The sequence below is a fragment of the Culturomica sp. genome (genome assembly GCF_003524185.1).
Classification (GTDB): Bacteria; Bacteroidota; Bacteroidia; order Bacteroidales; family Marinifilaceae; genus Culturomica; species Culturomica massiliensis.
In genome coordinates, this window is sequence record NZ_DOED01000017.1 from 26,301 (window position 1) to 52,510 (window position 26,210).

Sequence of the window (26,210 nt, forward strand, 5' to 3'; positions counted from 1 at the left end):
TATGAATAAATTCCTTTTTTCTTTGTTTTTTGCATGGGCTGTCAGTTTTTCTGCCGATGCGCAGTTCGATAAGTATTTTCAGGATAAGACAATGCGTTTTGATTTTTATCATTGCGGAAATCAGGAATCTGAAAATTACTTTTTTGACGAGTTGATAGAAGAGCCTTATTGGGCCGGTTCCAAGACTTCTTTGATCGATGATTCCGGTTACGGAAATCAGATGTTTAAGATATGGGATGCCGCTAGTGGAGAGTTGCTCTATTCCCGTTCGTATTGTACACTTTTTAATGAGTGGCAAACGACTCCCGAGGCGATGGAAACATCCAAATGTATGCCGGAATCCGTAGTGTTCCCGTTTCCTAAAAAAGATGTGAAATTGGAATTATATGCCAGAAACAAGAAAGGAAAATTTGAGAAAAAATTCGAATATGATATTCGGGTAAATAGTTATTTTATTAGAAAATTTATTCCGAAATACGAGACTTTCGAGGTAAGATACAATGGGAATCCGGAACACCGGGTGGATATTGTCTTGTTGCCGGAGGGATATTCTGCCAACGAGAAAGAGAAATTTATGGAAGCGTGCAATACGTTTGCCGGGGAATTTTTCACCTATTCACCTTATAAAGAAAATGCTTCCCGTTTCAATATCCGTGCCGTATGGGCTCCGTCAGAAGAAAGCGGTGTGACCATACCGGGGGAACATATCTGGAGAAGGACGGCTTTAAAGGGAGCTTATTATACATTTGATTCGGAACGTTATCAAATGGTGGAAGACTTCCAGAATGTACGGGATATTGCAGCTCATGTTCCTTATGATTATATCTATATTTTATCAAATACCCAAAAATACGGAGGAGGAGGTATTTATAATTTTTATGGAATCAGTGCGGCGCATCATCCGACCCGTACGGGAAAAATTTATGTACATGAATTCGGGCACGTATTGTTGGGATTGGGAGATGAATATGTAGGGAATGTTTCTTATAATGACATGTATCCGCTGGATGTCGAACCGTGGGAAGAAAATCTGACAACATTGGTTGATTTTGAGAGAAAAGACTGGTACCGTATGCTGGATGCTAAAACACAAATACCGACTCCGCTGAATACAAAGGATATGCAGGCTTTAGGGGTATATGAAGGCGGGGGATACGTACAAAAAGGTGTTTACCGGCCCTGGCAAAACTGCCTGATGAATAATTTGCATAAAACAGATCAGTTCTGTCCGGTGTGTACACATGCTATTCAGAAACAGATCGATTTTTTGTGTAAATAATGGAAAATATATAGATAAAAACGTTGGAATACGACCTTTTTAATTTTAGATTTACGATTTACGATTTTAGATTAGAAAATCTGATAACGAATCAGGTTGCCTGGCAATTTACAATTTGCAATTTATATGAACGTATATCCGGCTGTGTTTTGAATCGGGGGTGTGCTTTATCACAACCCCGGTTTATTGTATCTGGACAAATGAATGAGTTTTATCTGTTCTGGTTGCCCATTGGCTCTGAGGCTTTTCTCATGCAGGGAAATGTCCGGATTCGTAGAAATATTGTGTTTAGGAGATGATGTGATGCATAATCAGTCTGCCTGTTCCTTTTGACCTTCCAAATTCCCGATTATTTTTTTAATTGGTATTGAGACAATCCGAGGTAGTCGGCAATTTTGGTCAGGGGAATGCCGTCTGCCTGCATTTTCCGTACGGTTTCTTTCTGGCGCTGCTTCTCCTCCAGTTGGTCGGATAGGATGTCGGTAAGCGTATCGGGACGACATGGTGTTCTATGTAAGAATTGTAAGTCAGAACAAGATCGTTTCGGGGAAACTTTTTGATGAAGAAGAAGGAAATAAGATACCACTTTCTCCTGATGTTTGTGAGCAGATGAAAAAGATGCGGGATCAAAGGCATGAAGAGATGGTAAAATACAGCGATGCTGAGCTGAATGAGGGGCAGAGTTCATTGAGATTTATGAACTTAAACGTTATGACTTATGTAAATATGCCGTTTTTACCGGGTAAATATGAAATTTGGTACATTTTCAGGGGCTTGGAGTTTAATCACTCCGTGATAGAAATAATCTCCGGGAAACCGATGTAAGTGTTTCAAAAAAAGGATACTGAAACCAGTATCCTTTTTTATTTTCGTTGTGGTAATTCTGTTACTTAACGGTAGACATGTGAACGATCAATTCCAATACTTTGTTTGAATAACCCCATTCGTTGTCATACCAGGAAACAAGTTTCACGAAGTTTTTATTCAAAGCGATACCGGCTTTGGCATCGAAGATAGAAGTACGGGCATCTCCCAGGAAGTCAGAAGAAACGACTTCTTCTTCAGTATATCCCAGAATACCTTTCAATTCACCTTCAGAAGCTTCTTTTACAGCAGCTTTGATTTCATCGTAAGATGCTTCTTTAGCCAAACGACAAGTTAAATCTACAACAGATACGTCCAATGTCGGAACCCGGAAAGCCATACCGGTCAGTTTACCGTTCAATTCCGGAATAACTTTACCTACAGCTTTTGCGGCACCGGTAGAAGAAGGGATAATGTTACCGGCAGCAGCGCGACCACCTCTCCAGTCTTTCATAGAAGGACCGTCAACTGTTTTTTGGGTAGCGGTTGTGGCGTGAACTGTGGTCATCAAACCTTCGATAATACCGAATTTATCGTTGATAACTTTGGTTAACGGAGCCAGGCAGTTGGTTGTACAAGATGCATTGGATACAATAGTTTCACCTGCATATTTTTTGTTGTTTACACCCATTACGAACATTGGGGTATCGTCTTTTGACGGAGCTGACATAACAACACGTTTTGCTCCGGCTTTGATATGTGCTTCAGCTTTTTCTTTGGTCAGGAAAAGACCGGTTGATTCAACAACGTATTCAGCACCTACTTCATTCCATTTCAGGTTTGCCGGATCTTTTTCTGCAGTTACGCGGATAGCTTGGCCGTTAACAACCAATTTGCCGTCTTTTGCTTCTGCGGTTCCGTTGAAACGACCGTGCATCGTGTCGTATTTCAACATATAAACCATGTAGTCTACATCGATCAGGTCGTTAATACCTACGATCTCAATATCATTTCTGCCCATTGCAGCGCGGAATACCAAACGTCCGATACGTCCGAATCCGTTGATACCAACTTTAATTTTTGACATTTTCGTTGTTTTATTAGGTGATACAAATTCAAAATTTTCCTCAAATTTATAATAAAGCATTTTATTATATGCATAAAGGAATTAAAACCGACAGAAAAATTAACTCAAACGATTACAATCAATTCTGTCGTTTTTAAGCTCAGACTGTATATGAAATCGTGTTTGCAGGAGCCTGAGTATAAGCCGGACATTTACGGTCGATGGCACATGATGAAAGCAGACCGGCTAAAAGTAATGAAATAAGGATGTATATAATCCGTTTTTTGTTTTTCATGATCAGATAAGTTTTAAAACAATGATAGTCACAAAGGTAGAAATAAAAATCAAAATTAAAAATAGCAGGGTATGCTTCTGGCTTGCAAATAGAATTAAATGAAATAGAAAAAGGCCAAGAGTAGATAATAACTTATAATTAAATACTTCTGTTTCTCAAAAAAATGTAAGTTTTTTCCTTTTTTTTCTTAAAAATGTTTTGTGCAAACGTTTTAAGTTTTTATATTTGTAGCACGATATAGGAATATATTGCTTTATAAGTGTAGTAAATTTATTGTTAGTGTGTTTAAAAAGAGGCTTCGGCCTCTTTTTATTTGTATTTTGGAATGTCTATCCGTTTGCTACGTTTTTTGCGTTGCCGTTTTGTCCGATACGGAGATTTTCAGGATGTTTTGGGTAACAGAAATAATTTTGAAGCGTTCGTCCGGACGATGTCCGATCACCCAGGCAATGTGTTCCCCGGATAAGAGGAGAAGGCAATCTTTCTTTTGTTTGGTGCTGAATTTTTGGTCGATAAAAAAATCACTTATTTTTTTTTGTAGTTTTTTCATACCGAGCGGGCAAAAGCGATCTCCTTTTTCCCAATTTCTGATTTTCAAGGGGAAGCCGAGTTTATCCGCATCCAGGCAGGCAATCGATGAATCGTCCGGAATTTGGAAATCCGGTGTTCGGGGGATGATTTCGAATCGGTAATGTTTATCGTTAATTGTGTATTCTCCCGGTTTTGGAATTTCGATATTCGTTACCGTTTGGGTGGTGTGACAAAACATGCGCCAGTAGGTTCTGCCTTTTACGAGTGTATAATTTTCGGAAAGAAATTGTTTTCCGGATAAGGCGTCCCGACTGTTGAATATGTCTCTGATCTGCGTTTTGTTGAACCCGAAAGGAGTCAAAAGTTCGTAAAGTAATGTGCATGGGGCCGGAGTGGCCAATGTTTTTCCGATATGTATCAGTATTTCTTCTCCCTGATGTTCCATGACCTGCGTTTTTAATTGCCCGATGGCATATCGGTAGATTTGTTCCGTTTCTTTTAAGGTTTCACAGTTTTCGCGGATGACATTTAAAAATGCCGGATTGATTTCTTTACATACGGGAATAATCCGGTGTCTGATTTTGTTCCGGACAAAATCCAGGGAATTGTTGGTTGAGTCCGTCCGGTAACCCAATTGGTTGTCTTGTATATATTGTAAGATATCGGTTCTGGAACAATCGAGCAGGGGGCGCAGCAGGTCGCCGTTTATGGGCTTGATACCTGTCAAACCTTTGATACTGGTACCTCTGCACATATTAATCAGTACCGTTTCTGCCAGGTCGTCGGCATGGTGGCCGGTGACGATATAGTCCATTTTTTTCTTTTCTTTCATTTCCCGGAACCAGTTGTAGCGCAGTTCACGGGCAGCCATTTCGATACTCAGACTGTTTTGCCGGGCATATCCGAGGGTATCGAATTTTTTTACACTTAATGGAATGCCGTAGCTATCACAAAACCGCTTGACGAATTGTTCATCCATGTTGGATTCTTTTCCCCGTAATCCGAAATTACAATGAAGTGCCTGAATCCGTAAATTCATGTATTTGAAAAGATGCAACAAGGAAATGGAGTCGGCACCGCCGCTAACGGCGATCAGAAATCCGGCAGATGCCGGAATACGGTATTTTTCCAGAAAATTTTCGATAATCTTCCGCATGGTATTGTGTATCTGAATGTCTGAAACGTTAAAATAAACAAGTGAGCCTTTCGGTCTTCTGTAAATATAGGAAGAATTTTTATATTTCGCTAAGTTCCAGCCAGCGCATTTCTTTTTTGTCGAGTAAGGCTATCACTTCGCTGATACGTTCTGACTTCCGGACTAATTCTTCTGTAGAAAGACTGCCGGAGCTTAGTGCAGACTCGATTTCTGTTTTTTCATTCGTCAGGGATTCGATTTCTTGCTCTAATCGGAGCATTTCCTGTTGTTCTTTAAAGCTAAGTTTTCTTTTTTTGGAGAGATTGTCTGACGGAGCGGACTTGGGTTCTTTGGGTGTTTGTTTTTTTGCCCGTTGTTTTTCTTCTTCCTCTTCTTCTTTGTGGTTTTTATATATGGTATAATTCCCGGGGAAGTCTTTGATTTTTCCGTTCCCTTCAAAAGCAAATACCCTGTCGACTACTTTGTCTACAAAAAAGCGGTCGTGGGATACGATCAGCAAGCAGCCTTTAAAGCTTTGCAGGTAGTCTTCCAGTACGTTTAGGGTGATAATATCCAGATCGTTTGTCGGCTCGTCCAGAATCAGGAAATTGGGGTTACTCATCAAAACGGTAAGCAGATACAAACGTCGGCGTTCGCCTCCGCTAAGCTTGCTTACTAATGAATACTGCTGTTTGTCGGTAAACATGAAATATTCCAGAAATTGTGAGGCCGACATGATACGGTCGTTGCCCAAATCGATTCGTTCGGCAATATTTTTTACAATGTCGATGACCCGGTCTGTTTCAGAAAATTCGATGCCTGATTGCTTGTAATAGCCGTAAACGACGGTTTCTCCTATGTCGATTTTTCCCCGATCGGGTTCCAGATTACGGGTAATGATATTCAGAAAAGTGGATTTTCCGACGCCGTTTTTTCCTACAATTCCGATTTTTTCACCCCGGACGAATTTATAGGAGAAGTCGTCAATCAGGCATTGGTCTTCATAGCTTTTGCTGATGTGTTCCAATTCCAGTATTTTTTTCCCTAACCGTTGTCCTTTTATGTCCAGTTCCAGTTTTTTTTCATCGGTTTTCTGGGAAGCTGTTTCCTGAAGCTTATAAAAGTTATCGATCCGGTATTGTGCTTTATGGCTGCGGGCTTGTGGCATTCTGCGCATCCATTCCTGTTCGGTACGCAATAAATTCCGGGCTTTATCGATGGTAGCATTTCGTGTTGCTATCCGTTGAGCCCTTTTTTCCAGGTAATAAGAATAGTTTCCCTCATAATTGAAAATACCGAAATCATCTATTTCAATGATATTGGAGCAGACCCGGTCCAGGAAATACCGGTCATGGGTAACCATGAGTAATGTTGTATTCGATTTTTCAAGGTAATTCTCCAACCATTCGGTCATTTCGATATCCAGGTGGTTTGTCGGCTCGTCCAGTATCAGAAAATCGGGATTACTGATCAGTACTTTAGCTAATCCGACTCTTTTTTTCTGTCCTCCGGAAAGATTGGCGATTTTTTTTTCGTAGGTATCGACTTTCAATTCTGACAGGATTTGCTTGATTGTCGTATCATAGTCCCAGGCTGATTGGGCATCCATCTGTGGAATGAGAAGTTCCAGTTGCTTCAGGTTGTTTGTTGCAATCGCTTTTTCATATTCCTTGATAATATTGAGTATCGGGGAATCGGAACTGAAAACTTCTTCAAAAATCGTATTGTTGTCGTTTAAATCGGGATTCTGTTGCAGGTATCCGATGGATATGTCGTTTCTGAAAATGACACTTCCGCTTTCAGGTATATCTTTGCCGGCAATAATCTGTAACAGGGTGGATTTCCCCATACCGTTTTTGGCGATTAAGGCGGTTTTCTGATTTTTTCCGATACCGAAAGAGATACCCTCAAACAATAATTGTTCACCGAAACGTTTACTGAGATTTTCAACCTGTAAGAAACTAATCATAAGATAAAGAATTTGTGATAAATTGTCATGTTACTGTGCCGGATCAATAATTTTTACGGCTTTTGGAATTTTAAGGGCTATTTTTTTATACGATATTTTTTTCTCGTTTCTTCCGGGAAACGTTCGATGGCATACCGGAGCATCGTCCGGGGCATTTTAGAGTAACGGGATGCCAGAAAATCCACCAGCGTTTTTTCGTCTTTTTTACCGGTTTCCCGGAGTAGCCAGCCGACGGCTTTTTGTATCAGATCGTGCGGATGTTGCAAAAGCAGGTCTGCAATTGCCAGACAATCTTTGAAGTCCCCTTGCCGGACGAAATGCATGCAGGTAACCATTGCGATGCGTTGTTGCCACAGATGTTCTGATTTTGCCCATTCGTATAATAAGGACCGGTCTTTGCCCATAAACCATTCGCCCAGTAATTTGTAACAGGACAGATCGACCAGGTCCCAGTTGTTGATATATTCCGTATGGGAAATATAGAAGTCGACATAGGTTTTCCGGCCTTCTTCTGTCTTGCATTTATGAAATTTGTACACTAAAATCAGCAGAGCCGTCAAACGTTCTTCGTGCCAGGGAGAACGGATCAGTTTTTCAAGTACACTGAAATCAGCGTCTGTATATTTCTGGGCAATATTCCTTTGCCGGGGTACTGTGACACCGATAAACCGGTCGCCTTCTCCGTATTCTCCTTTTCCGGTTTTGAAAAAACGGGAAAGATGAGCGGCTTTGTCGGGACTACCGGCTTGCCGTAATTCTTGTGTTATATTTTCGTAGATGTTCATTGGTCATTGTAATTTTCTTCTCCATACCCATTGTTCTGCCAATAGAGCGATTACTGCCAGGAGCAGAAACCAGCGAGTCAGGTATTTATTATTGTCTTCGGAGACTATTTCTTTTACAATTTCGCTGTTACGGTCGAATTGTGTCGTTTTGATATTTTCTACCCGGGCTTTGGGAAATTGTTTTTGTAATTCCTGCAGGTTGCAAAAATGCAGTTGGGATTCTGTGCGGTCGAAATTGCAAGCCAATACATCGATGATTCGGTTTCCGGCGATGACTTCGTACAGACCGGCATTTTCCAGGTTTTCGGTGTTTTGTAATATCAGATTACCACTGATGTCTTTTCGGATTTCCGGAATGAACTCCAATTGTGAATGTTGTCCGGTAATTTTCAACGGGGTATTGTCCGGCAAGTTCTTACCGTTGATGACAATGCGTTCATCGGAATGAATCGTCCATGAGTTTTTTAGGTTTGAGTTGATGTTATAAGCCATATTTACCAGCAGAGGTACGAAGAGCGGATGGAAGACCAGGTCGCTGTTTTCCGGTTCGAAGGAAAAAGCTGAAGTATATATATTTCCGCTACCGTAGGTATAGGCCGAAAACAGCGTATTCCCTTTTTTGTCCGTCAGTAATTTTTCGCTGTTTGCCGTAATTTGCAACGGGTAAAAAAGGTTGACGGAAGGCAAGGTCGTGTTTTTATCCTGTTTTTCGAATGCGTCTTTAAAAAGGAAGGCTTCGCTTTCCAGATGAGCGATCACTGTGTTACTATCGGCTTTGCCGAATTGCGGGGCATGTATTTTTTGCAGTAATTGATTCAAGGTGTTGGCTGAAATTTCTGTTCCCGGTAAAAATAGCAGGTTTCCTCCTGCAATGACATAATTTTCGAGTGCGCTTTCCAGGCCTGTCCAGGTGGTTGAAAGCCTGTCCAGGATAATCAGATTGTATTTTTGAAAATCGATGTTTGCCGTTTGGTTGATATTGACATAGGAGATCGAATAGGATGAAGTGTCGGAAAAAAGTTTTCCGAAATAGGGACAATGTTTGTCCTGTTCGATGCAGAGGACATTGATTTTATCGTCGATCTTATAGCTGAAATAGAATGTATTGTCGAATATCAATGGAAAATCGGTAATTTCTACACAGCCTTTATAAAAGCCGTTTTCTGTATTTAAATAACTGATTTCAACGGATCGTTCGCTTCCTGCTGGAAGATTTACTTTACTGATGCTTTTTTTCTTGTCATTGATGGTCAGGCTTACTGGTACGTTGTTAAAATCTTTCGGGGATGAATTGACGAGGTGAATTGAAATTTTATCGTTTTGATTTTTTTTGTGGAAAGCCTGATCGAAAGATACCTCTTTTATGTAGAGATTATTCCGGTTTTCCGGTTCCAACAGCAGAAATACCGGTTCTATCAATGAATCGGGAGAGATGCTCTGAAAGTCGCAATTGCGGGTTTGGAAATCGGAAAGCAGGAAAAATGTTGTTCTTTTTCCGGCACTTATTTCTCCGGCTTCTTTGAATAAGTCGGAAAGTTTCTTGTTACGGGAGGTCGTTTTGACAATTCCTGTAACGGTCTGGATTTCCTCTTTTGTTTTATTGACCGATTGCAGAGGGTCATTCGTCAACAGGGTAAACGATATGCCGGGCGGGTAGGTATTGAGAATATCGAATATTTGTTTTTTGGCTTCTTCCAATAATATTCCTTTACTTCCTGTGTTTGACATTGAAAATGAATTGTCCAGGTATATGACGACTTGTGGCTTTTCGCCGTTGTTGCCGGCAGAAACAGTGCGGGTTGCGGAATAGGGATTGGCAAATGCAATGACGATCGCAGCCAGTACGGTCAGGCGTAACAGTAGCAATAACAGATTCTTTAGCCTGGAACTGTTTTTTTTCTGTTGTTGGAGTGAGGCCAGAAAATTGAAATTGCTGAAATATATTTTTTTATATTTCTTAAAACTGAAAAAATGCAGGATAATCGGTATGGATAGAGCGAAAAGACCGTATAAAAATTCAGGATATAAGAAATGAATCACCAGCAACATATTTTTCCTTGTTTAAGCGGCATAAAATTAGCAAACAATTTTGTATTTTGGATGAAGGGTATTCCGGATTTTCAGAAGAGAAGCGTGCTGATTTGTATGTTATTGAAATATAACGTATTAATAATGGTTGTTAGTAAAAAGGCAGGAGTTGTTATTAAAAAATCAGGCAAAAAACAGTAAGGTTTGCTTTTTATATGTATTTTTACGACATAATATAAAATGGTCATTTATGTCTAAAATTATTGCTATTGCTAATCAAAAAGGTGGTGTAGGAAAAACGACGACTTCCGTTAATCTGGCGGCAAGTTTGGCTGTATTAGAAAAAAAGGTTTTGCTGGTAGATGCCGACCCACAGGGGAATGCGACGTCAGGGTTGGGATATGAGCTGAAAGAACTGGACAGTTCTACAATTTATGAATGTATTGTGGACGGTCTGGAGCCTAAGAAAGCAATTTTGAAGACTGAAATTGACGGTTTGTTTTTGTTACCTTCGAATATTGATTTGGTCGGGGCGGAGTTGGAAATGTTGAATTTTGAAAACCGGGAAAAGGTTTTATCCGGTATTCTTGATTCTGTCCGTGATGACTATGATTATATTTTAATAGACTGTTCCCCTTCGTTGGGATTGATTACGGTAAATTCTCTGACTGCTGCGGATTCGGTAATTATTCCGGTGCAGTGTGAGTATCTGGCGTTGGAAGGATTGGGTAAATTGTTGAATACGATAAAGATCATTCAAAAACGATTGAATACAAGCCTGGAGATAGAAGGGTTTGTATTGACGATGTACGATGCCCGGTTGAGATTATCCAACCAGGTTGCTGCAGAAGTCAAAAAACATTTTGAAGATATGGTTTTTGAAACGATGATTCAGCGGAATACCAAATTAGCCGAGGCTCCGAGTTACGGTCAACCGGTAATTCTTTACGATGCAGAATGCCGGGGAACGGTGAATTATCTGAATTTGGCAAAAGAATTGCTGGATAAAAACAGCAATGAGGTAAAGAACTGAGACGTTTTGTTTGTTAATATTCTAATGCTGTTCTGACAGCGATAACATTTTGAATATGGTGAAAAAAAGTGCATTAGGAAGGGGTTTGGGTGCTTTGATAACAGATGCGGCAGAAGATCCGAAACCCCGGGTTCAGGCTGTGTCGGCTATTCAAGAGCTGCAATTGGAAGATATCCGTCCGAATCCTTTTCAGCCGAGAACGGAATTTGACGAGGAAGCATTGAATGAGTTAGCGGCTTCCATAAAATCAATAGGGATTGTACAACCCATTACCGTAAGGACGGTAGAAGAGGGAAAATACGAGATTATTGCCGGTGAAAGACGTTTCCGGGCTTCTAAGATTGCCGGTTTGACGACGATACCTGCATATATTCGCAAGACAGAAGATGAAAGCTTGTTGGAGCTGGCTTTGATTGAGAATATTCAGCGGGAAGACCTGAATGCAATTGAGGTGGCTATCAGTTACCAGCGTTTATTGGATGAATGCAGTCTGACACAGGATGCATTGAGTGATCGTGTGGGGAAGAAGAGGGCAACTATTGCCAATTATTTGCGTTTATTGAAATTACCGGCACAGATACAGTTGGCGATACGGGATAAAAAAATCAGTATGGGGCATGCCCGGGCCATTATAAATATAGAGGATCCGGATACCCAGTTTATGATTTTCGAGCAGATTCTGAAGTACGATTTCTCTGTACGGAAAGTGGAAGAGATTGTGCGAGAGTTGGCCAATCCGCGGCCTGAAAAACCGGAAACGGATGCTCCGCAAGCAGGGAAGCAAAAAAATGAGCTGGGAGATTATATCGAATTACAGAAACATTTGTCCCGTCGTTTCGATACGAAAGTAGAATTGAAGCGGAACGAGGCCGGAAAAGGAAAAATCGTTATTTCTTTTAAGTCTGATGAAGAACTGGAAAAAATAATAGAGTTGTTGGATAAAATCGAAGGCTAACGGATAAGCGGGAGAAATAAGTGAGAGCATTTTTAATAGTCATATCGGTATTGTTGGCATGTGTCAGTGTCCGGGCTCAAAATGTGGAAAGCAGTGCGGATACGGCGACCGTAGTAACGACAGATACACTTATTGTTGCTGAAAAAATTACCAAAAAGCCGCATTCTCCCAAAAAAGCGACCTATATGGCTTTGGCCCTTCCGGGGTCCGGACAGATTTATAACGGACAGTGGTGGAAAGTACCTATTCTGTATGGTGGTATCGGAGCTACGGTATATGGTATCAGTTGGAATACCAAGCAATTTAAGAAATATAAGAATGCTTTTGTGGACTATACCGTTTATTTGGAAGAGAAAGCCAAAGATCCCAATACTCCTTATCCTGAAAATCCATCCTGGGATAAGGTATATGTCGGAGGAGATGTTGAGAATTTTACACCTCAGCAGCAGTCTAATTTTAAGCGTCAGTTACAGAATAAGAAAGATAATTTCAAACGTAACCGGGATTTGCTTTACATTACAATGGGAGCAATCTATGCTTTGCAAATTATCGATGCCTGTGTTTTTGCTCATTTTTATGATTTTGAAATAGACGACGATCTTTCGTTGAATATACAACCTTCTTCTTTTTACAGTCCTTCTTCGGGTGGAATGGTAGGACTGACTTTAACCTTAACTTTTTAATCGGATTGAATTATGCGTTTGTTGGTTTGGATTGTATTTTTATGTGTATGTAAGATTGCCGGAGGTCAGGAGCTTGTGTCGGTAGAGGATAGCAGTATGTTGAAGTCCGAAGGGCAGTTGACGGATAGTATTCAGCCTTCTTTTATTCAGACAATAGATAATTACTATCTTCAATGGTTGCAAAACCAGAAGAAAACAGACACTTATGTCGATTCGGCCTATATTGCAGAGATGTTGAAAACCGTTCCGGAATTCCCGGATTCTCTTTATCTGTTGCGGTTGGATTCCCTGAATCCTGCTATAAATTTGTCTTATAATAATATTGTCCGGAATTTTATCGATTTGTATACGGTACGGAAACGGATGCAGGTAGCGACGATGCTGGGGGCAAGTGAATATTATTTCCCGATTTTCGAAGAAGCTTTGGCGGCTAACTGTATGCCTTTGGAATTGAAATATCTACCGGTAATCGAAAGTGCCTTGAATCCGGTTGCCCGCTCCCGGGCCGGGGCTTGCGGATTATGGCAGTTTATGTATCCGACAGGGAAGATGTATAAACTGGAAATCAACTCGTTTATCGATGAACGTTTCGATCCGGTGAAATCGACACAGGCAGCTGTACGTTATTTGAACGATTTGTACAGCATATATGAAGACTGGATACTGGTGATAGCTGCTTATAATTGCGGTCCTGGAAATGTCAACAAGGCCATCCGGCGTTCCGGCGGGAAAAAGAATTATTGGGATATATATTACCATTTGCCGAAGGAGACCCGCGGATATGTACCTGCATTTATTGCAGCAATATACGCTTTCAATTACAGCAAGGAACATAATATTTATCCGATAGAGAGTACTTTACCTCCGATTTGTGATACGATTGTGGTTGAGGACGCCCTTCATTTTGACCAGATATGTAAGAATATGGATATTTCAGTGGAAGAGTTACGTGATGTAAATCCACAATATACTAAAGATATTATTCCGGCCGGGTTAGGAAAGTCGTATGTTTTGAAAATGCCTTATAATTATGTCGGTAATTTTATCGATAATCAGGATACGATTTTTGCCTATAAGCGCAATGTGTATTTTGACAATAGCGACCGGACGGCTAATCCGAACGACCGTTTTAAACGTTATGCCCATGTTGCGAGTGTGACGGGGGATAAAGCCCGGTTGGTTTATACCGTTAGGAGCGGGGATGTCCCGGGAGCGATTGCTGCTAAATTCAATGTTCGTCTGGCTGATTTGAAATATTGGAATAACCTGAACAGACGTTTGACGATCCGGGTTGGTCAGAAGCTGGTGGTATATGTACCTAACAGTAAAGTCGGGAAGTATAAAGATAAGGCCAGCTATAGAGGGAAAGTGACGAATGAAACGGACGTTCCGAAGGTGGAAACAATAGACGGCGAATTTGTATATTATACTGTTAAAAAAGGAGAGAATCTTTGGACGATAGCCAAAAAATATCCGGGAGTGACAAACCGGGATATTATGCGTTGGAACGGAATCAGTGAAAACGACGTTAAAGATATAAGGCCGGGCCAGAAACTGAAGATAAAAATTTAAGGATATAAAAGCTGTTGGAAACGACAGCTTTTTTCATCAACAAACGAGATATACATGGTTGATTTTAGATTTACAGTTTTAGGCGGAACATACCATTCTCACTGTACAGAGAAAGAAGAACCGTAGATCAGAATAAATCGGCATTTCAGGATGGAGCGATCGAAAAGTGTCAGTTGCGGATCAATAATTCCGGTTAAACCGGCGGATATGGCCTGTTTACAATTAAATCCGTTTTTACATTTGTCGGTATTGATTTTTGAGCTAATTTTGATAAGACTACAATATAGAATCGGTTATGAAGCTTATTTATGTATACCACAGTGGTTTTATACTCGAGAATGACAATATCGTCGTTGTGATCGATTATTATAAAGACAGCGGTTGGAAGGGAAAAGAGGGAACTGTTCATGAATATTTGAGGAATACGGAGAAAAGAATGTATATACTCGCTTCCCACGCACACCCCGATCATTTTAATCCGGAGATATTCGGTTGGTCGGAGAAGAAAAATCTTCGTTATATCCTTTCTTCGGACATACGAAAAGGAAATAAAGAGTGGGAAGATGATGTGGTTTGGTTGGATAAGGGAGAAACATGGCAGGATGATTTCTTACGGATTAAAGCATATGGATCGACGGATGTCGGCATTTCTTTTTTATTGCATACAGAGGGGAAGCGTATATTTCATGCCGGAGATTTGAATAACTGGCATTGGAGAGAGGAATCTACCGAACAGGAAGTGGAAGAAGCGGAAAAAGCTTTTTTACGGGAAGTGGCTGTTTTGGCAAAGGATGCCGATTTTTTGGATTTGGCGATGTTTCCGGTTGATCCTCGTTTGGGAGCGGATTATATGTCAGGCGCAAAACAGTTTATAGATCGTATTCCGGTCCGGAAATTTGTTCCGATGCATTTTTGGGAAAGGTATGAGAAAGCAAATGCTTTTCGGGAATATGCGGAGAATCATGGAACGGAATTCATTGTATTGACACATCCCGGCATGTCGGTTGAATTTTAAGTTATTTTTCCTTTCGGGAGAGGCTATAAACAGGAATTAAAAATAAAAGTTATGGAAATCAAGAGCAGGTTTGATCATTTCAATTTTAATGTATTGGATTTGGACAAAAGTATTGCCTTTTATAATAAGGCTTTGGGATTGAAAGAAATACGTCGTAAAGTGGCGGCAGACGGTTCTTTTATATTGGTATATCTGGGGGATGGGGAGACCGGTTTTTCGTTGGAGTTGACATGGCTTAAAGATCGTAAAGAACCTTATGATTTGGGAGAAGGAGAATATCATCTGTGTCTTCGGGTAGCCGGAGATTATGAGCAGGTACGTGCTTATCACAGGGAGATGGGATGTATCTGTTATGAAAATGTGCAGATGGGGTTGTATTTTATCTGTGATCCGGATGGCTATTGGATTGAAATATTACCTCAGAAGTAGGTTGCAAACGGAGTTTAGAACCTAATAAAGAAATATTTCTCCTCTTCTGCCGTTTTTTAGGGATAAAATCATAATTTTGTTTCGTCACTAACGCTAACGTATGCGGACTTTTTTAATTAATAAAATCTAAACTATGAAATTTTTTATAGATACAGCAAACTTAGATCAAATCCGGGAAGCAAACGAGCTTGGAGTTTTAGACGGTGTTACAACAAATCCTTCTTTAATGGCGAAAGAGGGTATTAAAGGAGAGGAAAACTGCAAAAAGCATTATGTCGAAATTTGCAAGATTGTCAATGGAGATGTAAGTGCAGAGGTGATCGCTACCGATTATGAGGGAATGATTAAGGAGGGAGAGGAATTGGCTGCTTTGCATCCGAATATAGTTGTAAAAGTTCCCTGTATTGCAGACGGAATCCGGGCCATTAAATATTTTACCGGAAAAGGGATCCGTACCAACTGTACGTTGGTATTTTCTCCGGGACAGGCATTGTTGGCTGCGAAAGCCGGTGCAACTTATGTTTCTCCTTTTGTAGGGCGTTTGGATGATATTGCCAGTGATGGCGTTGAGTTAGTGGTGAAGATTGTAGATATGTATGGTTATTATGGATTTAAAACGCAGGTGTTGGCTGCTTCGATACGGTCAACGCAGCATATCATTCAATGTATGGAAGCCGGAGCAGATGTTGCTACTTGCCCGTTAGCAGCAATCAAGGGATTGTTAAAGCATCCCTTGACAGATAGTGGTTTGGCAAAGTTTTTGGAGGACTATCAGAAAGTAAATTCATAATTTTTGCCGGATTCCGGCAAAAGAGTCTCAAGGGCACCGGTCTGGAATAGGCTTGATGACTTTGAGACTCTTTGACTTTGAGACTCTATATTATGCTGATTAAATTATTTGAAGATAATCCCAATGAAAGGGATATCCTCAAAATTGTAAGTCTGCTGCGAAAAGGCGGAATCATTATTTATCCGACGGACACTGTATATGCTATCGGGTGTGATATCAATAACGTAAAAGCTGTCCAGCGGATTGCTGCATTGAAGGGGATAAAGCCGGAAAAAGCCAGTTTTTCGATGATATGCCGGGATTTGAGTAATATTGCGACCTATGCTAAGGTGAGCGATGAGGTTTTCAAAATAATGAAACGTTGCCTTCCCGGGCCTTTTACATTTATATTGAATGCGACGACAAAGCTGCCTAATGTTCTGATGAATCGCAGAAAAACGATTGGAATCAGAATTCCGGCCAATTATATCGCAATGGCTATTGTGGAGGAATTGGGTAATCCTTTGCTTACGACTTCGGTGCATGATGATGACGAAATTGTCGAATATACGACAGATCCGGAATTGATTCACGAGAAATATTGCAGATCGGTCGATTTGGTTATCGATGGCGGCTATGGGCATAATGTAGCTTCTACAGTTGTGGATTGTACGGGAGATGAGCCGGAAATTATCCGGCAGGGGATCGGAGAGTTGTAAGCGGTTATAATGAATTATAGTGAATGTCGGTGTTCTTGCGTAGAATACCGGCATTTTTTATAACGGGGTGTCGTATATCCTGTTCTTCAGATGTGGTTTGATAGGTAAAAAAGGGAAATCAGTCGATAAATAGCTGGCCTGTGTCGAATAAAATTGTCCTTAAAATGATCGCTTTCTATTTTTGTTTGTATAAAATACAATAAAAGATATGAAAGGGGTTATAACTTCGATAATGATTTGGCTGGCATTTTCCCCTGTAGGGGTAAAAGCCCAGGATAAACCGGAAGAGTGGAATTTGTCAAGGTGTATCCGATATGCTCGCGAGCAAAATATCCAGGTGAAGAAAAGCAAAATCTCTTTGGAGGAGAACCGGGAGCAGTATTTGAAAAGTAAAGCACAATTATTCCCTTCTCTTTCCTTCTCAAGTTCGCACAATTGGGTAAATCGTCCGAAGTCCGTGGAGGCTGACGAGAACAGTTATAGTGGAAATTACGGATTCAGCTCTTCCGTTGCCTTGTATCAGGGAGGACAATTACGAAAACAGGTTCGTCAGCAGGAATTACAGAATCAGATACAGGAACTGTATATCCGGGAAGCTGAAAACAATATAGAGATCGCAATCACGGAAAGTTTCTTGCAGGTATTATATGCGATGGAATCAGTCGGAATCAATAAAAACACCGAAGAAGTTTCCAGACAACAGTGTGAGCGTGCCCGGCAGTTGTATACGGCCGGTTCGATTTCGAAAAGCGATTTGGCTCAACTGGAATCCCAATACAGCACCGATAAGTATCAAACGGTGGCGGCCCGGGCGACTTTAGAGGAAAACAGGTTGTCTTTAAAGCAATTGCTTGAATTGAATATAATGGACGATATCCGTTTGAATATTCCTTCTCTGTCGGAGAGCGATGTATTGAAACTATTGCCGTCGAAACAAGAGGTATATACGGCGGCATTGGATTTTATGCCGGAAATTGCGGGGAGCCGTTTGTCGGTAGTGTCAGCACAGAGCGATGTTGCTATTGCAAAGGCCGGTTATCTTCCTTCTTTGAATTTGACGGCAGGTATAGGTACAAGTCATGTTTCCGGTTCCGGTTACTCTTTTTCAGATCAGTTAAGGCATAATTTCAACGAGAGTGTAGGAGTTACTCTGAGCGTACCCATTGCCGGTAACCGTAAGAACAAATCGGCAGTAAAACTGGCTCAATTGAGTGTCGAAAATGCAGAATTGGATTATTTAAATTCCCAAAAGGAGTTGTTGAAAACCGTTGAGACGGTGTATTTGGATGCCCTGTCTTCGCAAAATCGTTATAAAGCTGCCATGGAAAGCGTAAAGGCTGCCATGCAGAGTTATAGCCTGGTGGAAGAACAGTTTAATCTCGGCATGAAAAATACGGTAGAATTGTTGACTGAAAAAAATAATTTGCTGGCAGCACAGCAAGAATTGGTACAAGCCAAATATATGGCTGTATTGAATTTACAATTGCTGAATTTTTACCAGGGAAAAGGGATACAGTTGAATTAATTAAAGAAATCGATAAATAAAACGATATGAAAATGAAAAAGATTGTTTTAGGAATTGCCGGAGTAGCGGTTATCGGGGTTGTCTGCTATTTTTTTCTGGGAGCTTCGCCCGGGAGAGCACTCAGCTGGGAGACAACACAGGTGAAAAGAGAACGTATTTCGAATATGGTCTCTGCAACAGGAACGGTTGAGCCGGTGACGAAAGTCGATGTCGGTACCCAGGTATCCGGAATCGTAGATAAAATTTACGTCGATTACAATAGTGTCGTAAAAAAAGGGCAGTTGATAGCAGAAATGGATAAAGTGACTTTGCAGGCCGAACTGGAATCACAGGAGGCTCAATTGGCGAATGCCAAGGCCGAATATGATTATCAACAGAAAAATTATGCCCGGAGCAAGGTACTTTTTGAGAAAAAACTGATCAGTGATACCGATTACGAGAGTGCGACCTATAATTACGAAAAAGCGAAAAGCACTTATGACAAATCCAAAGCAGATATTGTAAAGGTAAGGCGTAATCTGGGGTATGCTGTGATAACCAGTCCGATTGACGGTGTCGTGATCAGCCGGGAGGTGGAAGAAGGACAGACGGTTGCTGCCGGTTTCGAAACACCGACTTTGTTCACAATTGCTAAAGATTTGACGGAGATGCAGGTAATTGCGGATGTAGATGAGGCCGATATCGGTCAGGTGATGGACGGACAGCGGGTGACATTCTCTGTAGATGCCTATCCGAACGATATTTTTGAGGGAGTGGTAACTCAGGTACGCCTGGAAGCGACTGTCGAGTCGAACGTCGTGACTTATGAAGTCGTTATCAGCGCACCGAATCCCGATCTGAAGCTGAAGCCGGGATTGACGGCGACGGTATCTATTTATACCCTGGAAAAGAACGGTGTGCTGACAATTTCTCCGAAGGCCCTGAAGTTTGTCCCCGATTATCAGGTTGCTGAAGCAAGCGGAGTTATTTTGGAACCGGTACAGGTGGAAAATCCGGCATTGCAAAAAACGGTGTGGGTGAAGAAAGGAGATACGTTGGAACAGAAAGAGGTTCGGTTAGGTACTTTGTTGACCTCTGTTGTGGAGGTGGTAAACGGCTTGCAGGAAGGAGAGGAGGTCGTGATCGGGATGCAAACGGGTAAACCGGCTATGGGGCCTCCGCAAACCGGAGAAACCGAATCCAGTCCGTTTATGCCTAAACCGCCGGGAAGCGATAAGAAAAATAAAAAGTAAGAGACGACAGATTGATGGCAGATAAAAGGAGAGAGGCCTGGAAACAAGGTGAAAAGTAATAACAGGTAATTTGCGATCGCCTAAATGTGTTTCATAATTGTAAATGAGTGGTTTGTTGGGGATAGCCGGAAAGACAGATAAATATAAATGAGTGATGAATGCGATTATAGAATTAAAGGATATCAAACGGGATTTTGTTGTAGGAGATGAAATTGTTCACGCTTTGCGCGGAATATCATTTTCCATACAGGCCGGAGAGTTTGTCACGATCATGGGGACAAGCGGTTCGGGAAAGTCTACATTGCTGAATCTTCTGGGATGTCTGGATACTCCGACGACAGGCGAGTATTGGCTGGATGGCTATTCGGTACGGCAGATGGGAAAGAACGAGCGGGCGGAACTGCGGAATCATAAGATCGGTTTTGTTTTTCAATCTTATAATTTGTTACCTAAGACAACAGCCATTGAGAATGTTGAATTGCCGTTGATGTATAATGCGGCTGTTTCAGCCAAAGAGCGGGAACGCCGGGCTATTGAAGCTTTGAATGCTGTTAGTCTGCAGGACCGGCTTTACCATAAATCGAATCAGATGTCGGGGGGACAGCAGCAACGTGTGGCCATTGCCCGGGCTTTGGTTAATGATCCGGTATTGATATTGGCGGATGAGGCAACGGGGAATCTGGATTCCCGTACTTCTTTTGAAATTCTGACGTTGTTTCAGGATTTACATGCCCGTGGGCGTACCATCGTGTTTGTGACACATAATCCGGAGTTATCGGCTTACAGCAGTCGGACCATTGTTCTGAAAGACGGGCATGTGATACAGGATACCCGGAATGAACATATCGCTTCAGCTAAGGAAACATTGGCTGCCCTACCGAAAACGGATGACTGATACCGGTTTGAGAAATTACCGGGGATGAACGGTATTGCCGTGAGGATTTCCGGTTTTAATAATGAAAAAGAGTAACCCGGTCTGTGGCGACGGGGATACCCAGAAACGGAGAAGATATGAATTTTACAAACTTATTCAGAATAGCTTTAAAAGCTTTGGGAAACAATAAGATGAGGGGATTCCTGACGATGTTGGGAATTATCATCGGTGTCGCTTCGGTGATCACTATGCTCGCTATCGGTCAGGGATCTAAACGCAGTATCAAGGCGCAGATTTCTGAGATGGGATCTAATATGATTATGATTCATCCGGGAGCAGATATGCGTGGCGGAGTACGTCAGGACCCCGCCGCCATGCAGAGCCTGAAATTAGAAGATTATAAAGCGATTGTGAATGAAACACGCTATGTGGCAGCTTGTTCTCCTTCCGTGAGCAGTAGTGGACAGACGATTTTCGGAGCGAATAATTATCCGACTTCCATTTATGGGGTGACTCCGGATTACCTGGACATCCGGAAATATTCAATAGCAGAAGGTGATATGTTCGGAGAACAGGACATTGTGAGTTCTGCTAAGGTATGCGTGGTCGGAAAAACCATTGTGGAGAATCTTTTTAACAACGGAGAGAATCCGATCGGTAAGATCATCCGTTTTGGTAAGATACCTTTTCGTATTATCGGCGTATTGACATCTAAAGGTTACAATACAATGGGGATGGATCAGGACGATCTGATTTTAGCACCTTACACCACGATTCAAAAACGTGTTCTGGCCATCACCCATTTACAGAGTATCTTTTGTTCTGCATTGAGTGAAGGGCAGACAGAGGCTGCCGAGGAAGAGATTTCGAGTATTTTACGGCGTAATCACAGATTGAGGGATACAGATGATGACGATTTCAATATCCGTTCGCAACAGGAATTGAGTTCGATGATGAATTCGACCTCAGATATGATGACGGTGCTGTTGGCTTGTATTGCCGGAATTTCGTTGTTGGTAGGGGGTATCGGAATTATGAATATTATGTATGTATCCGTGACCGAGCGAACCCGGGAGATCGGTCTGCGGATGTCTATCGGGGCAAAAGGCAGGGATATTCTGGCGCAATTTCTGATAGAGGCGATTTTGATTAGCGTGACAGGGGGACTGATCGGAGTTGTTTTCGGTATCGGAGCTTCCTGGACGGTGAAGCTGTTCGCAGGCTGGCCGGTATATGTAGAATGGTATTCCGTCATACTTTCTTTTGTTGTATGTACGGTAACGGGTATATTTTTCGGTTGGTATCCGGCACAGAAGGCTTCCGGACTGGACCCGATAGAAGCTATCCGTTATGAGTAGTGGGCGGAGGTAAATCCCGAAGGGAGATGAATGTATAAAAGAAATTATTATTTTTGAGACAGGCTTTTGTCGGGTAAAAATTGTATGATGGAACAAGTAAAGGATAGGTCGAAATTATTTTGGCTGATACATGTGATCGGTTGGGGTATTATGTTCGGTTTTCCCCTGTTTTTTGCAACACGGGAGGGAAATGCTATAACCTGGCGTTGGTTTTTAGGATATGCCTTTGTACCGCTGGCTTTTATGATTGTTTTTTATACGAATTATTTTTGGCTGATCCGGCGGGTTTTGTTTCGTAAGAAATTATGGCGGTATATTTTTCTGAACCTTTTGCTCATATCGATTATATGCGTATGTCTGGATGCGTGGATGACTTATCATTTTACACATTTTGCGGAAAAAACGGTTTCGACACATCCGGGACCTCCAAAACTGCTGTTTATTTCCCGTGATTTTGTGTTGATGGCTTTGACAGCCGGTTTAAGCGTAGCTATCCGGGTGACCGGGAACTGGTATCGTTCTGAAACAGAACGAAAGGAGCTGGAACGGGAGCATGCCGAAGCGGAATTAAAAAATTTGAAGAATCAGTTGAATCCGCACTTTCTTTTCAATACGCTTAATAATATTTATTCTTTGATTGCTTTCAGTCCGGAAAAGGCACAACATGCCGTACATGATTTGAGCCGGTTGTTACGTTATATGCTGTATGAGAATAATCAGACATACGTTCCTTTTATGAAGGAAATCGAATTTGTGAATAATTATATTGCCTTGATGAAAATACGGCTACCGGAAAGGGTACACATCGAGACCGATATTTATGCGGAAAGCGATCCCGAAGTGGCCCCTTTGTTGTTTATTACTTTGGTGGAAAATGCTTTTAAACACGGGGTTCATCCGGTAGGAGAGTCTTTTATACATGTAAATTTACATACCATTGGGGAACGGGAAATTATTTGCCGGGTAGAAAACAGTTATTTCCCGAAAGCGGAAAACGATAAGAGCGGGTCGGGGATCGGATTGGAAAATTTACGGAAGCGTCTGGCTTTGCTTTATCCGGGGCGATACGAGCTCGGAATGGAAGTGAAGGAAGGACGTTTTATTGCAGAGTTAAAATTGAATACGTTGTAAATCGGGGGTATGAATCTGAATTGTTGTATTATCGATGATGAGCCTTTGGCTTTGGAGTTGATGGAGAGTTATGTGGCAAAGACTCCTTTTTTGAAGTTGGCCGGTAAATTTTCCAGTGCTTTGGAAGCTATGGAAAAAGTAGGCTGGAGAGATATCGATTTGATTTTTCTGGATATTCAGATGCCTGAATTGAACGGGATGGAGTTTTCCCGGATCGTAGGAGAACATGTCCGGATTATTTTTACGACGGCTTTCGAACAGTATGCGGTGGATAGCTATAAGGTGAATGCTTTGGATTATTTGTTGAAGCCGATCAGTTATCCTGACTTTTTACAGGCTGCCAATAAGGCTTTGCAATGGTATGAGATGGTTCGTCGTATACCGGAGGAAGAAAAATTAAAGAGTATATTCGTGAAAACGGATTACAAACTGCTACAGATAGAATTGGACCGTATTCTATATGTAGAAGGATTGAAGGATTATGTCAAAATTTATCTGGAAGGAGAGGGACAACCTATCGTTCCGTTGATGAGCCTCAAAGCTCTCGAGGAAATATTGCCTTCTTCCGATTTTATCCGGGTACATCGCTCGTTTATTGTCCGGGCCGATAAAATCCGGGTTGTAGAGCGAAACCGGATTGTTTTCGGTAAACAATATATCCCGGTTTCGGATTCTTATAAAGATAAATTTATGACTTTGTTGAATCGGGGAGGGATAAAGTAGGTTTTGATTTTAGATTTTAGATTTTAGATTTTAGATTGGGATCTGAAGCAGAGGGGAAAATGGAAAGGCTGTTCCAATTTACGTTTGGCAGTCTGTATGTATTTTTTCCATGCGTTCGATCAGTTCATTCCCCAATGCCGTTTTGTCGGAGATGTGATGACGGACGGTTTCTACAAAAGGATTGCTTTCAAAATCACCTCTGACTTGTTCGAAGTCCATCTGTTTTTGATGATTTGTACCGTCTACCCCAAAACCGGTTTGGGCCATTAATGAAAATTCTTTCCGGGCATCGTTATAAAGCATTTCATCCAGTGATATGACGGCTTCTTTCCATATATTTACGATACGGATGATATCCTGAGCCGTGATTGAGTCGGGAGAGATATCATACCATTTCTGTATGGTATCCCAAGCCCAGGTCCATTCCAGGGTATAGTAATCACGGTGTAAGGCTTCCAAAAAAGAACAGATTTGTTCTACCGAATCGATTTCTCCGTTTTCAATGGCGGTAATCAGATTTTCTATTTCCTTTTGCGGAACAATCAGTCCTGCAAGATCGATCCATTCTCCGGCCCCTTTGGAGGTATCCGGTTTGAGGCGTGAACGTATTTCTTCATTTGTCCGGAACCGGATGTTTTCAAGACGTTTTATTAACGAGTTACCCAAAAATTTGTTGATGGCCTTGGCATATAAAACGATGCCTTTTTCCAGTGAACTGTTTTTGATCCGGGCACTTTGGTAGGAGTATTCTTCAGAAGTTTCGCCCGATACGGAACGAAGGGAATGCAGTACTTCGATACCGGCGATCATTTTGCGTATGGTGTATGGGCTAAGTAAATTGAAATTGATATAATCCAATTTGCAGGGATCAGTGCGTTTGTCCCGTTTGGGCCATTTCAGTGCATCACGAATTGTTCCGACGCTTCGTAGATTCACTCCCGGAACCAGATACGTCTGGTTATTTTTTTCAATCAGATAGGAAAACGGAAGGTCGGAGGTATCGGGATGATTTACATGGCGTCCCATGATTAAGGAAAATGCTCCGATTTTGGCCGGCCACAGTATATATGAATCGCTGGTAGTCTTAGATCCCCGCTCTACAATTCCCTGATGTATCGGTCCCAATTTATAGAGGTGGTTACTCTGGTTCGAACCGCTTCCGGCGTTCAGGAACGAAAACATACCGGCAATCAACAGACTGGATTTGTGCATCGTTACGGTATATGGACCGGCAAATACGGCGCAGGCTTCTCCGTTTTCTCCCTGGCAATTGCTGAAAAATAAAGAATCGTGAGCCGAGAACAAATGTCCCAGATGACAGGCTTGTCCGATAAAGCAGCGCACCAATGTCGCCCCGTCTGTAATACTGGTGCCGGAAGCGATGATGAAATCTTCGGCGACAACGTTATGCCCGATATAGACCGGAGCGGTTTCGTTACTGTTTATTGTCCCGTTTTTTAGTCGGGAAGCACCGTCAATCGTACATTTGTCGCCGATTATGACGTTACGGATACTACCGCTGCTGACAATGGTGACACCCCGGCCGATCGATCCTGTTTCAGAGCTATGTTTTTCGGTGTATCGGTCGATCAGCCGTTTTAATTTTTCAGTTAATACGGGAAGATGGCGGTATAAAGCTATAATATATGCCAGATGTGCGGATAATTCATTGAAGATCGGAACTTCACGTCCTCCGGTTTCATTCAGCACGGAAACCGGTGTTCCGTTTCCGAAACTACTTTTCTGTTCGACGACGATGAGGTTTACATTCTGGATGAAACAATCGTCACCGATGGTGTAGTTGGCAATATAATTCGGTATGTTTTCGATTAATACATTGTTCCCGATACGACAATTGTGCAGTGTCGCATAATATATGCCGGAATGTTTGCAGAGTCCTCCGTCCAAATGGAACGATTGGGAAAATTCACCCAAATAGATATCTCCGGAAAACCGGACATTTGAAATGTAGTCGGTAGTGAAATGAGGGGCTACTTTTATGTGATTCCAGTCGGTAGCAGTACAATTTTGTTTTTTTAATGTGATTATTTCTTCTTGGGTAAGCGGTCTGTATATTTCGTTCATATTCTTCTTTTTTGTGGTCTTAAAGATAATACATTCTCGACTTTCAACCAGATGTTTTTGTAAATATTTAAATGCTAACGTTTGATATAGAATGAGTTGTGTATTATTTTATAAAACAGTCGTTCTCTATGCATATAATTTTACGAAGCCGGTGAAACTATGTATAAAATATTTTGCAATAAAATAAAAATGACACACTGGGACGGACTCATTGT

At 41.6% G+C, this 26,210-nt stretch carries 23 protein-coding genes; 16 read left to right on the forward strand and 7 right to left on the reverse strand.

The window, feature by feature from the left end; all coding sequences use genetic code 11:
- Window position 1 precedes the first annotated feature (1 nt).
- Window positions 2–1,279 (forward strand): M64 family metallopeptidase, encoded by a 1,278-nt coding sequence (locus tag DD657_RS07235; protein ID WP_021987510.1) that lies wholly within the window; start codon window positions 2–4, stop codon window positions 1,277–1,279.
- Window positions 1,280–1,780: 501 nt separating this feature from the next.
- Window positions 1,781–2,104, forward strand: coding sequence for a hypothetical protein (locus DD657_RS07240; protein ID WP_287049257.1), 324 nt, complete (start codon window positions 1,781–1,783; stop codon window positions 2,102–2,104).
- Window positions 2,105–2,165: 61 nt separating this feature from the next.
- On the opposite strand, the gene gap is transcribed toward DD657_RS07240, so the two are convergent.
- From gap to DD657_RS07270, 6 genes are all read right to left on the reverse strand, one after another.
- A complete protein-coding gene (gene gap, locus DD657_RS07245; RefSeq protein WP_068692213.1) occupies window positions 2,166–3,170 on the reverse strand; it encodes a type I glyceraldehyde-3-phosphate dehydrogenase in 1,005 nt (334 codons plus the stop codon).
- Between the two features lie 139 nt (window positions 3,171–3,309).
- The gene (locus DD657_RS07250) at window positions 3,310–3,444 is read right to left on the reverse strand and encodes a hypothetical protein (protein ID WP_287049260.1); all 135 of its coding nucleotides are present in this window, start codon (window positions 3,442–3,444) and stop codon (window positions 3,310–3,312) included.
- Window positions 3,445–3,784: 340 nt separating this feature from the next.
- Window positions 3,785–5,131, reverse strand: coding sequence for a tRNA lysidine(34) synthetase TilS (gene tilS / locus DD657_RS07255; protein ID WP_287049262.1), 1,347 nt, complete (start codon window positions 5,129–5,131; stop codon window positions 3,785–3,787).
- 79 nt (window positions 5,132–5,210) lie between these two features.
- Window positions 5,211–7,079 carry an ABC-F family ATP-binding cassette domain-containing protein gene (locus DD657_RS07260; protein ID WP_287049264.1) on the reverse strand — a complete coding sequence of 623 codons (1,869 nt, stop codon included), beginning with the start codon at window positions 7,077–7,079 and terminating at the stop codon, window positions 5,211–5,213.
- A 77-nt stretch (window positions 7,080–7,156) separates the two neighbouring features.
- Window positions 7,157–7,864, reverse strand: coding sequence for a DNA alkylation repair protein (locus DD657_RS07265; protein WP_068690341.1), 708 nt, complete (start codon window positions 7,862–7,864; stop codon window positions 7,157–7,159).
- Between the two features lie 3 nt (window positions 7,865–7,867).
- Window positions 7,868–9,913 carry a BatA domain-containing protein gene (locus DD657_RS07270; protein ID WP_287049266.1) on the reverse strand — a complete coding sequence of 682 codons (2,046 nt, stop codon included), beginning with the start codon at window positions 9,911–9,913 and terminating at the stop codon, window positions 7,868–7,870.
- A gap of 229 nt (window positions 9,914–10,142) precedes the next feature.
- Between DD657_RS07270 and DD657_RS07275 the strand changes: the two genes are divergently transcribed.
- From DD657_RS07275 to DD657_RS07340, 14 genes are all read left to right on the forward strand, one after another.
- The gene (locus tag DD657_RS07275) at window positions 10,143–10,925 is read left to right on the forward strand and encodes a ParA family protein (RefSeq protein ID WP_021987518.1); all 783 of its coding nucleotides are present in this window, start codon (window positions 10,143–10,145) and stop codon (window positions 10,923–10,925) included.
- Window positions 10,926–10,980: 55 nt separating this feature from the next.
- Complete coding sequence (locus DD657_RS07280; protein WP_021987519.1) at window positions 10,981–11,880, forward strand: ParB/RepB/Spo0J family partition protein; 900 nt, start codon at window positions 10,981–10,983, stop codon at window positions 11,878–11,880.
- Between the two features lie 20 nt (window positions 11,881–11,900).
- Entirely contained in the window at window positions 11,901–12,563 is a 663-nt protein-coding gene (locus tag DD657_RS07285; protein WP_068690335.1) for a DUF5683 domain-containing protein, read from the forward strand.
- Window positions 12,564–12,575: 12 nt separating this feature from the next.
- Window positions 12,576–14,135 (forward strand): lytic transglycosylase domain-containing protein, encoded by a 1,560-nt coding sequence (locus DD657_RS07290; RefSeq protein WP_148453263.1) that lies wholly within the window; start codon window positions 12,576–12,578, stop codon window positions 14,133–14,135.
- 295 nt (window positions 14,136–14,430) lie between these two features.
- Window positions 14,431–15,150: an MBL fold metallo-hydrolase gene (locus tag DD657_RS07295; protein WP_118773146.1), complete on the forward strand. Its 720-nt coding sequence runs from the start codon at window positions 14,431–14,433 to the stop codon at window positions 15,148–15,150.
- A gap of 51 nt (window positions 15,151–15,201) precedes the next feature.
- Window positions 15,202–15,579, forward strand: a complete 378-nt coding sequence (locus DD657_RS07300) for a VOC family protein (protein WP_021987523.1) — start codon at window positions 15,202–15,204, stop codon at window positions 15,577–15,579.
- Between the two features lie 133 nt (window positions 15,580–15,712).
- Window positions 15,713–16,369: a fructose-6-phosphate aldolase gene (fsa, locus tag DD657_RS07305; RefSeq protein ID WP_021987524.1), complete on the forward strand. Its 657-nt coding sequence runs from the start codon at window positions 15,713–15,715 to the stop codon at window positions 16,367–16,369.
- A 92-nt stretch (window positions 16,370–16,461) separates the two neighbouring features.
- A complete protein-coding gene (locus DD657_RS07310) occupies window positions 16,462–17,067 on the forward strand; it encodes an L-threonylcarbamoyladenylate synthase (RefSeq protein WP_021987525.1) in 606 nt (201 codons plus the stop codon).
- A 208-nt stretch (window positions 17,068–17,275) separates the two neighbouring features.
- Entirely contained in the window at window positions 17,276–18,592 is a 1,317-nt protein-coding gene (locus DD657_RS07315) for a TolC family protein (RefSeq protein WP_068690332.1), read from the forward strand.
- 26 nt (window positions 18,593–18,618) lie between these two features.
- The gene (locus DD657_RS07320; RefSeq protein WP_068690329.1) at window positions 18,619–19,824 is read left to right on the forward strand and encodes an efflux RND transporter periplasmic adaptor subunit; all 1,206 of its coding nucleotides are present in this window, start codon (window positions 18,619–18,621) and stop codon (window positions 19,822–19,824) included.
- A 154-nt stretch (window positions 19,825–19,978) separates the two neighbouring features.
- Entirely contained in the window at window positions 19,979–20,719 is a 741-nt protein-coding gene (locus DD657_RS07325; protein ID WP_021987528.1) for an ABC transporter ATP-binding protein, read from the forward strand.
- A gap of 116 nt (window positions 20,720–20,835) precedes the next feature.
- Window positions 20,836–22,056: an ABC transporter permease gene (locus DD657_RS07330; RefSeq protein WP_287049271.1), complete on the forward strand. Its 1,221-nt coding sequence runs from the start codon at window positions 20,836–20,838 to the stop codon at window positions 22,054–22,056.
- A gap of 87 nt (window positions 22,057–22,143) precedes the next feature.
- Complete coding sequence (locus DD657_RS07335) at window positions 22,144–23,187, forward strand: sensor histidine kinase (protein ID WP_021987530.1); 1,044 nt, start codon at window positions 22,144–22,146, stop codon at window positions 23,185–23,187.
- A 9-nt stretch (window positions 23,188–23,196) separates the two neighbouring features.
- Complete coding sequence (locus DD657_RS07340; protein ID WP_287049272.1) at window positions 23,197–23,910, forward strand: LytR/AlgR family response regulator transcription factor; 714 nt, start codon at window positions 23,197–23,199, stop codon at window positions 23,908–23,910.
- Between the two features lie 78 nt (window positions 23,911–23,988).
- Here the strand turns inward: DD657_RS07340 and DD657_RS07345 are convergent, their stop codons facing one another.
- Window positions 23,989–25,995, reverse strand: a complete 2,007-nt coding sequence (locus DD657_RS07345) for a DUF4954 family protein (protein WP_021987532.1) — start codon at window positions 25,993–25,995, stop codon at window positions 23,989–23,991.
- Window positions 25,996–26,210 lie beyond the last annotated feature (215 nt).

Coding starts and splice junctions, on each gene's coding strand:
- DD657_RS07235 (WP_021987510.1), top strand. CDS start 2: ATGAATAAATTCCTTTTTTCTTTGTTTTTTGCATGGGCTGTCAGTTTT.
- DD657_RS07240 (WP_287049257.1), top strand. CDS start 1,781: ATGGTGTTCTATGTAAGAATTGTAAGTCAGAACAAGATCGTTTCGGGG.
- gap (WP_068692213.1), bottom strand. CDS start 3,170: ATGTCAAAAATTAAAGTTGGTATCAACGGATTCGGACGTATCGGACGT.
- DD657_RS07250 (WP_287049260.1), bottom strand. CDS start 3,444: ATGAAAAACAAAAAACGGATTATATACATCCTTATTTCATTACTTTTA.
- tilS (WP_287049262.1), bottom strand. CDS start 5,131: ATGCGGAAGATTATCGAAAATTTTCTGGAAAAATACCGTATTCCGGCA.
- DD657_RS07260 (WP_287049264.1), bottom strand. CDS start 7,079: ATGATTAGTTTCTTACAGGTTGAAAATCTCAGTAAACGTTTCGGTGAA.
- DD657_RS07265 (WP_068690341.1), bottom strand. CDS start 7,864: ATGAACATCTACGAAAATATAACACAAGAATTACGGCAAGCCGGTAGT.
- DD657_RS07270 (WP_287049266.1), bottom strand. CDS start 9,913: ATGTTGCTGGTGATTCATTTCTTATATCCTGAATTTTTATACGGTCTT.
- DD657_RS07275 (WP_021987518.1), top strand. CDS start 10,143: ATGTCTAAAATTATTGCTATTGCTAATCAAAAAGGTGGTGTAGGAAAA.
- DD657_RS07280 (WP_021987519.1), top strand. CDS start 10,981: ATGGTGAAAAAAAGTGCATTAGGAAGGGGTTTGGGTGCTTTGATAACA.
- DD657_RS07290 (WP_148453263.1), top strand. CDS start 12,576: ATGCGTTTGTTGGTTTGGATTGTATTTTTATGTGTATGTAAGATTGCC.
- DD657_RS07295 (WP_118773146.1), top strand. CDS start 14,431: ATGAAGCTTATTTATGTATACCACAGTGGTTTTATACTCGAGAATGAC.
- DD657_RS07300 (WP_021987523.1), top strand. CDS start 15,202: ATGGAAATCAAGAGCAGGTTTGATCATTTCAATTTTAATGTATTGGAT.
- fsa (WP_021987524.1), top strand. CDS start 15,713: ATGAAATTTTTTATAGATACAGCAAACTTAGATCAAATCCGGGAAGCA.
- DD657_RS07310 (WP_021987525.1), top strand. CDS start 16,462: ATGCTGATTAAATTATTTGAAGATAATCCCAATGAAAGGGATATCCTC.
- DD657_RS07315 (WP_068690332.1), top strand. CDS start 17,276: ATGAAAGGGGTTATAACTTCGATAATGATTTGGCTGGCATTTTCCCCT.
- DD657_RS07320 (WP_068690329.1), top strand. CDS start 18,619: ATGAAAATGAAAAAGATTGTTTTAGGAATTGCCGGAGTAGCGGTTATC.
- DD657_RS07325 (WP_021987528.1), top strand. CDS start 19,979: ATGAATGCGATTATAGAATTAAAGGATATCAAACGGGATTTTGTTGTA.
- DD657_RS07330 (WP_287049271.1), top strand. CDS start 20,836: ATGAATTTTACAAACTTATTCAGAATAGCTTTAAAAGCTTTGGGAAAC.
- DD657_RS07335 (WP_021987530.1), top strand. CDS start 22,144: ATGGAACAAGTAAAGGATAGGTCGAAATTATTTTGGCTGATACATGTG.
- DD657_RS07340 (WP_287049272.1), top strand. CDS start 23,197: ATGAATCTGAATTGTTGTATTATCGATGATGAGCCTTTGGCTTTGGAG.
- DD657_RS07345 (WP_021987532.1), bottom strand. CDS start 25,995: ATGAACGAAATATACAGACCGCTTACCCAAGAAGAAATAATCACATTA.